Origin of the sequence: Trebonia sp. (genome assembly GCF_030042015.1) — a bacterium.
Taxonomy (GTDB): domain Bacteria; phylum Actinomycetota; class Actinomycetes; order Streptosporangiales; family Streptosporangiaceae; genus Trebonia.
Window position 1 is genome coordinate 1 of sequence record NZ_JASIAL010000046.1, and the last position, 6,205, is coordinate 6,205.

Genomic DNA, 6,205 nt, shown 5'->3' on the forward strand with positions numbered 1-6,205 from the left:
CCCCGCGACGGTGGCCACGGTCGTGACGTCCGCGGCGATGCTCGCCTTCCTCGCCCTGGCTGCCCTGGCCCTGCTCCCGGTGCTGTGCGCCGTGGCGGTCAGCGCCGTGCACCGCCGGCCGCGCGGGCGCCTGGCCGTCCCGTCGGCGGTTCTCGCTGTCGCGGCGACGGTCCTGTTCACCGGCGCCCGCCACTTCGGGAACGGCTGGCCGGGCACCGGCGGCCACCATGGCCTGGTCCCGGCCGGGCTGGCCGCGTTCGAGTGGGCCATGTCGCTGTCGGTCTCGGCCTACTGGGCGCACCCCGGCGCGCTCGCCGCCTTCCCCGGCGCCGAGCTGGCGTGGATGGCGGTCAGCCCGCTCGCGCTGGCGTGCGCGGTGGCCGCCGCCGCGACGCTCGTGCGCCGCACCGAACTCCCGCCCCGCCTGCTCGCCTTCGAGACCCGCCTGGCCGCCGCGGCGTGCGCGGTCATGGCCGTCTTCCTCGCCGGCTGTTCCTGCTGGGTCGCGACCGGCGGGCAGCGCAGCCTGTTCCACGCGGGCCTTGTCGACGTGGCCGGCGTCGCGGTGATGGCGCTGGCGCTGGCGGTCGCGCGGCAGGCGGCGCGCACGGCCAGGGTCGCGCTCGGGCCCGGGTCCGCGAGGGGCTGACCGGTGTCACCCTCGCGTATCCAGAACGCACCCCGCCGCCTCTTCCTGCGCTACACCCTCGCCTCGGTGGCCGCCGTGGCGGCGGCCGGCGCCGCCGGCGTCGAGCTCGTCGACCATGGCGTGCTGCCGGGCAAGAGCGTGCTCGACGCGATCGACGGCGCGTGCTCGGTGCCGGCCGCCGACCTGGCGCCGTACGCGCCGCCGGGCCCCGCGCAGTCGGGGACGTTCTACTCGGCCGCGCGGCACCGGACCGTGGGGTACACGATCGCCTACCCGCCGGGACACCGGCCAGGCGACCGGCTGCCGCTCGTGGTGATGCTGCACGGCTACGGCGGCGACCACGCCGACGCGGTGTCCGGCATGTCGCCTGCCCGGGCGCTCGCGCTGCGAGCGGGCGGCGCGCCGCTGGCCCCGATGGCGATCGTCACCGTGGACGGCGGGAACGCTTACTGGAACGCGCATCCGGGCGACGACCCGATGGCGATGCTGACCGGCGAGCTCATCCCGATGTGCCGGCGGCGTGGCCTTGGCCGTCCGCCGCACCGGATCGGCGCGATGGGCATCTCGATGGGCGGCTACGGCGCCCTGCTGCTCGCCGAGAAGCACCCGGCGCTGGTGGCCGCCGTGGCCGCGATCAGCCCGGCGATCTGGACCAGTTACCAGCAGGCGCGGGCGGCGAACGCCGGGGCCTACGCCTCGGCGGCCGACTTCGCCGCCGACGACGCGGTCACGCACGCCGCGGCGCTCGCGCACCTGCCGGTCCGCGTCGCGGCGGGCTACGCCGACCCGTTCTACCCCGGCGTGCGGGCACTGGCCCGCGCGCTGCCGGCGGGGGCCGTCGTGGACTTCGCCACCGGCTGCCACGACGTCGCCTTCTTCACCGCGCAGGAACCCCCGTCGCTCGCCTTCCTGGCCAGCCACCTAGGCTGAACCGCTCCGCGGGATGAGCGTCCCACTCAGTCAGCCAGTTACGGCCCATGCCGTGAAGCCAGTGATGACGGTGATGCGCTTGCGAGCCGGAGCGGGGCTTGGTGCTGTCAGCTGTCTGGTTCGGCAGGTTCGGTCAGGGCTGCGAGGATTGCGCTGGGCTCGTCGCCGGTGACCGCGATGATGGTGGAGGCGGGGCCGGTGCGCATCTGGATGCGCAGCCCGCCGGGCTCGCGGTCCACGGTGACCTCGCTGCCGGGGTAGCGCTCCTTGAGCCGGGTCTTGATCCGCTTTGCGTCCGCCCGGTTCACGACGCCGCCGGGTCAAACTTCTGCCAGCGGGTGATCCGCCCGTCGCGACGGCGTGCTGACCAGCCGTCGCCGGTCCGCTGGTAGCAGGTGGTCAGCGTGCAGATCCCCAGGACGGTGACGGCACGTTCGACCCGGGCGGTGGTCGCCTGACCGCTGATGAGGCATGCCCCGGCGGCCTGGCGTGCCCGGGACTCGTCGTCGGTCACGCCGTGGGCGTTGCCAGCGTCCCACAGGAAGACGATCACGACGCGGCCTCGCGGGGGACGCTGCGTGCGAGGTAGTCCCCCAATACCGCGTCCCGCAGTGTGTCGGGGTCTGCTGCCGTCAGCGTGCCTTTACCGTCCTTGCGGACTGCGGTGTACGGCTGCGGGTTGACCGGGTTGTCGTCACGCGCGAAGTCGTAGGCGCTGCCCCAGTCCCATCGCAGCCGCGCGAAGGCGTCCGTCTCCGCGATGCCCGGCATGCCTCCTCCTTTCCGGGGCGGCCCCGGACCGGGAGGAATGGCCACCGGCCCGGGGACGCGGGACAATCGTCACGCGGCGGCGTAGCGTGCTGGAAGGTTCACCCGCAGCTGTGTTACAGACCCTGATCGCGTGAGGACGTGTGACGTGAGCGCTCCCGGGCGTGAAGACCGCGAAGACCCCGACCGGCGTTTGTTCGCTGACCAGCTCAAGGCCATGCGCGAGCACGCGGGCTTGTCCCGCGATGAGCTAGGTCGGCAGATCGGCTATACGGGTTCGACGATCGCCAACATCGAGACGATGTACCGCGCGCCGACCCCGGACCAGGCCAGGCGGCTAGACGCGGCGTTCGGGCTGCCGGGGATATTCGAGCGGATAGAAGAACGGCTGCACGGGGTGCCGTTCTCCGCCGGGTTCCGGCCGTTCCAGCCGTATGAGGCCGAGGCGGTGGAGCTGCGGCTGTTCCAGCACACGCTGCTGCCTGGCCTTCTCCAGACGGAGGACTAGGCGCGGGCGGTGCTGTCCAAGCATCCGAATGCCACCGCCGAAGAGATCAGCGAGCGGGTTGCCGGGCGGCTGAAACGGCAGGTGATCCTGGACCGCACCGTGCCGTTGCCGCCTGTGATCTGGGTGCTGCTGGACGAAAACGTGTTGCGTCGCGAGATCGGCAGCCCGAAGATCATGCGTGAACAGCTCTTGCACCTGGTGGAGCTGGCGGAGCGGCCCAACATCACCATTCAGGTGATATCGCGTATCGGGGCGCATCCCGGCCTGCACGGGGCGTTCGCCATCGCCGAGACGCAAGATCACCGCACTATCGTGTACCTGGAGACCGCAGCGGACGGGCAGACACTAGAGGACCCCGGCACCGCTGCCGACATGGCGCTGATGTTCGATACGTTGCGGACCGAAGCGTACAAGGGAAGCGAATCCTTGGCGCTGATCGAGAGGGTTGCAGAGGAATGGACCAAGACAGCGCCGCAACCTGGCGCAAATCAAGCTACAGCGGAACTAACGGCGGCGACTGCGTAGAGGCGGGCGCCGTGCCCGGTGCCGTCCTGGTGCGCGACACTAAGGACCGCGCGGGCGCGGTGCTCGCGTTCGGGCCGCAAGTGTGGCGCGAGTTCGCCGCGAAGGTGGAGATCATGGGCAGGATCGGGTCGACCAGGCCGATGCCCGCGAACGACAGGTAGCTGATTCAGCAAGCATACGACCTCCCGGAAACCGGCATGTAGGATGATCATGGGTCAAATGGGGTCGTATAGGGCCCCTTCTGACCCATGATCATGAGGCATACCCCACGAGCGGGGGCGTGGCAGGGACTCCTGGTCGGCCGGAGATTCGATTTACGCACTTGCACCCGAGCTGAACAGCTACAACGACAGCGTCCCAGCCGCGGTTCGACAGCTCGCTTGGCTGGATGAGGGGCCGGAACAGCCCGACGACCGCTCGGTCTCGTTCACGGCTGGCGGGTGTCCGACCTTGTCCGGGGATCGCGCTCCGGGCGCCGGCCGCCAGCGGACGGTGGCACACTGGCCTTCGCCCTCGCGAGCCTGCCGGGGGTCTCGGTTTGATTACGGTTGGCCGCGCTGCCATCCGGGGCGCTTAATCGCGCGTCACCTTCACAGCGGGAATTACCGAGCGGGATTCCGCCGCGCGGGAATTTCCGCGCAGCGCGGTCGCGCCGCCGACTGGTTTACTGGAGGGGAATTAAGCCGTGCCGTATAACATCACAGTATCCACTGGCGACGTCGCCGATAAGGCGGCGCAGATTCAGCGGACGGCGGGCGAGATCGAGTCGCAGCTGTCCGTGCTGACCGCGCAGATGGCCGACCTTGCCAGCACCTGGACGGGGCCGGCGGCGGCGGCGTTCCAGCACACGTACGAAGAGTGGAAGACCACGCAGCAGCAGACCAAGACGGTCCTTGACGAGATCGGCTCCTGCCTGCGCAACACCGGCCAGGTGTACGACGAGCAGGAAGACGCGCTGCGCAGCCAGTGGTCGTAATGGACGAAGCGGTCCTGTTCGTCCTCGCCTGCCCGCTGCCCGACTCGCGGGGGCCTGCCTACCTGATGCACCAGGTGGGCGGAGTGGGGTGCGTGCTCGCGTATACCGACCTTGACCGCCTGGTCGAGTGCTGCGGCGAGCATCAGCCGTGGCTGGCGGTCCGGATCGGCGCGCTCATGGCCGACCTGCGCGACCAGCGGCTGCCTGGTCCCGTGGTGAACCTGCCGCTGAGCCAGGAGGCCCGGTGGCGTGCCGACGGCCCGCCGTGGGACGTGGCCGCGCTGGCCGCCGCGGGGCAGGCCAGGGGTGGTGCCGATGCCGACGGGGAGCACGGGAGATGACCCAGCTCGGGGTCGACTTCGGCGCGCTGAACTGGGGCGCGTCACAGCTGGACCAGGCCGCCGGGTCGTTCGGGCAGGCAGGCGGGCAGATCGCCGGCACGCCGGGCGCCGCCGCGCCCGGCAGCGCCCCGGGGCTGCTTGACCGGGTCCTCGCCGAGCTCGGCGGCGCTCTTGGCCGGGCGGGCGCCGAGCTCGGCGACGTCGCCGGGCATCTGTCCGCCACCGCCGCCACCTACGAGAACACGGAACGGGCGCTGGCGGCGTGGCTGGTTCCCGGGGGCACGTCCTGATGGGCAGCCTCGGGCTCGCCGGCGACCCGGACGGGTGGCTGCACGCCGGGTACACGATCAGCACGCTGATGGACCAGCTGGACAGCGACCTCGACACCGCCGACCGGGCCGGCGGCTCCGGGCTTCGGCAGACCTGGGCCGGGCCCGTGGCGGACGCCTTTACGCAGGACTGGGGCGCCAGGCGCGCCCGGTACGCGGACCTGATCGCCAGCGCCAGGTCCGCCGCCGCGGCGATCATCGAGTTCGGCGAGCGGCTCGCCGACCTGCTCCGCCGGGCCTACCAGCTAGAGCAGTACTGGTGCGGCTGCGGGCTGACCCTGCTTGACGGCGCCGAGCACTTCCTGCTGCCCTGGGGCTTCGAGCACATGCCCGACGGCACCCAGCTGTCGCTGCGGCAGTGCCTGCAGGACTCCGATCGCGACATCGGCGCGATGTGGAACGACGTCACCGCCGCGGTCGATGACCTGGTGACCGCCCTGGAGTCGGTGCTCGAGGCCCTGGGCGACTTCAATATCCTCGCGGTCGACGTCAGCGTGTGGACGGCTGGGCAGTACCTCAGTGGGTACCTCACGAACCCGCTCAGCCTGCTGGCCGACGGCATGACGATCGTGGCGCACAGCATCGATACCACCGCGAAAGCCGCTCTCGACGAAGGGGTGCGGCTGGAGATGACAGCGGCGGAGGACGGCAGCCGAGCCGTGGAAGCCGCCGCGGACGACGCGTTCGACGCCGGTGAACGTGCCGTCGCGGTGGCCGGCAAGTTCGACGGCTACGCCGATCTGGCCGGGCGGGCAGCCTTCATCGCGGCGATAGTGATAACGGCATGGCAGGTCCGTGACTCTATCCGCAAGCACGGCGCACTCGCCGGGGTCGAAGACAACGCCGGCAACATCGCGGCCCTCGTGGCGGTCCCTGTCGTGGCCGCGCTCCTGCCAGAGGCTGTGGCGGGCGTCGGACTCGTGGCGGCCTTGGCCGTTGTCGGCGTCGGCGTCGGCGCCCTCGTCCAATGGGGCGTCGATCACAACAAGAAGACGATCAACCACGTGGTCCACTCGGTCGGCGACGGCGTCACCGATGCCGCGCAGTGGGCGGGAAACCACGTCAGCGACCTGCCGAGCTGGCTCACCAACTGACGGTCGGCTCCGGGACCTGGACGAGGACCGGCTGTCCCGCCTGGACGAGGTAACCGCGCCCAGGGCAGGCCGCCCGGTCGCCGAC

12 protein-coding genes are annotated in these 6,205 nt (G+C 71.3%); 9 read left to right on the forward strand and 3 right to left on the reverse strand.

All coding sequences use genetic code 11. The features are described 5' to 3' along the window. Both Q1N79_RS01995 and Q1N79_RS02000 read left to right on the forward strand, forming a co-directional pair. The coding region (locus tag Q1N79_RS01995; RefSeq protein ID WP_300603439.1) for a hypothetical protein at positions 1–649 on the forward strand (649 nt) is incomplete at its 5' end. A 3-nt stretch (positions 650–652) separates the two neighbouring features. Continuing rightward, positions 653–1,579, forward strand: a complete 927-nt coding sequence (locus tag Q1N79_RS02000; RefSeq protein ID WP_300603442.1) for an alpha/beta hydrolase-fold protein — start codon at positions 653–655, stop codon at positions 1,577–1,579. Between the two features lie 107 nt (positions 1,580–1,686). Here Q1N79_RS02000 and Q1N79_RS02005 read toward each other — a convergent pair whose 3' ends face one another. From Q1N79_RS02005 to Q1N79_RS02015, 3 genes are read right to left on the reverse strand one after another with little or no spacing between them, the layout of a single operon-like run. Next, the gene (locus Q1N79_RS02005) at positions 1,687–1,887 is read right to left on the reverse strand and encodes a hypothetical protein (protein WP_300603445.1); all 201 of its coding nucleotides are present in this window, start codon (positions 1,885–1,887) and stop codon (positions 1,687–1,689) included. Then, the gene (locus Q1N79_RS02010) at positions 1,884–2,132 is read right to left on the reverse strand and encodes a hypothetical protein (RefSeq protein WP_300603448.1); all 249 of its coding nucleotides are present in this window, start codon (positions 2,130–2,132) and stop codon (positions 1,884–1,886) included. Before Q1N79_RS02010 ends, Q1N79_RS02005 begins: the two co-directional genes overlap by 4 nt. Further along, positions 2,129–2,350, reverse strand: coding sequence for a hypothetical protein (locus tag Q1N79_RS02015; RefSeq protein ID WP_300603450.1), 222 nt, complete (start codon positions 2,348–2,350; stop codon positions 2,129–2,131). The genes Q1N79_RS02010 and Q1N79_RS02015 overlap by 4 nt, the downstream gene beginning before the upstream one ends. A 145-nt stretch (positions 2,351–2,495) precedes the next feature. On the opposite strand from Q1N79_RS02015, the gene Q1N79_RS02020 reads away from it, so the two are divergent. The 7 genes from Q1N79_RS02020 to Q1N79_RS02050 all read left to right on the forward strand — a co-directional run bounded on the left by Q1N79_RS02020 (position 2,496) and on the right by Q1N79_RS02050 (position 6,120). After that, positions 2,496–2,855, forward strand: coding sequence for a helix-turn-helix transcriptional regulator (locus tag Q1N79_RS02020; protein WP_300603453.1), 360 nt, complete (start codon positions 2,496–2,498; stop codon positions 2,853–2,855). 9 nt (positions 2,856–2,864) lie between these two features. Continuing rightward, on the forward strand, positions 2,865–3,380 hold the full coding sequence (locus Q1N79_RS02025) for a DUF5753 domain-containing protein (RefSeq protein WP_300603456.1): 516 nt from the start codon (positions 2,865–2,867) through the stop codon (positions 3,378–3,380). Further along, positions 3,311–3,541, forward strand: coding sequence for a DUF397 domain-containing protein (locus Q1N79_RS02030; protein ID WP_300603459.1), 231 nt, complete (start codon positions 3,311–3,313; stop codon positions 3,539–3,541). Before Q1N79_RS02025 ends, Q1N79_RS02030 begins: the two co-directional genes overlap by 70 nt. A gap of 524 nt (positions 3,542–4,065) precedes the next feature. After that, positions 4,066–4,356, forward strand: coding sequence for a WXG100 family type VII secretion target (locus Q1N79_RS02035; protein WP_300603461.1), 291 nt, complete (start codon positions 4,066–4,068; stop codon positions 4,354–4,356). Next, positions 4,356–4,697 carry an SAV_915 family protein gene (locus Q1N79_RS02040; protein WP_300603465.1) on the forward strand — a complete coding sequence of 114 codons (342 nt, stop codon included), beginning with the start codon at positions 4,356–4,358 and terminating at the stop codon, positions 4,695–4,697. Before Q1N79_RS02035 ends, Q1N79_RS02040 begins: the two co-directional genes overlap by 1 nt. Further along, positions 4,694–4,987, forward strand: a complete 294-nt coding sequence (locus tag Q1N79_RS02045; RefSeq protein ID WP_300603467.1) for a hypothetical protein — start codon at positions 4,694–4,696, stop codon at positions 4,985–4,987. Before Q1N79_RS02040 ends, Q1N79_RS02045 begins: the two co-directional genes overlap by 4 nt. Next, a complete protein-coding gene (locus Q1N79_RS02050) occupies positions 4,960–6,120 on the forward strand; it encodes a hypothetical protein (protein ID WP_300603470.1) in 1,161 nt (386 codons plus the stop codon). The genes Q1N79_RS02045 and Q1N79_RS02050 overlap by 28 nt, the downstream gene beginning before the upstream one ends. Positions 6,121–6,205: the final 85 nt, after the last annotated feature.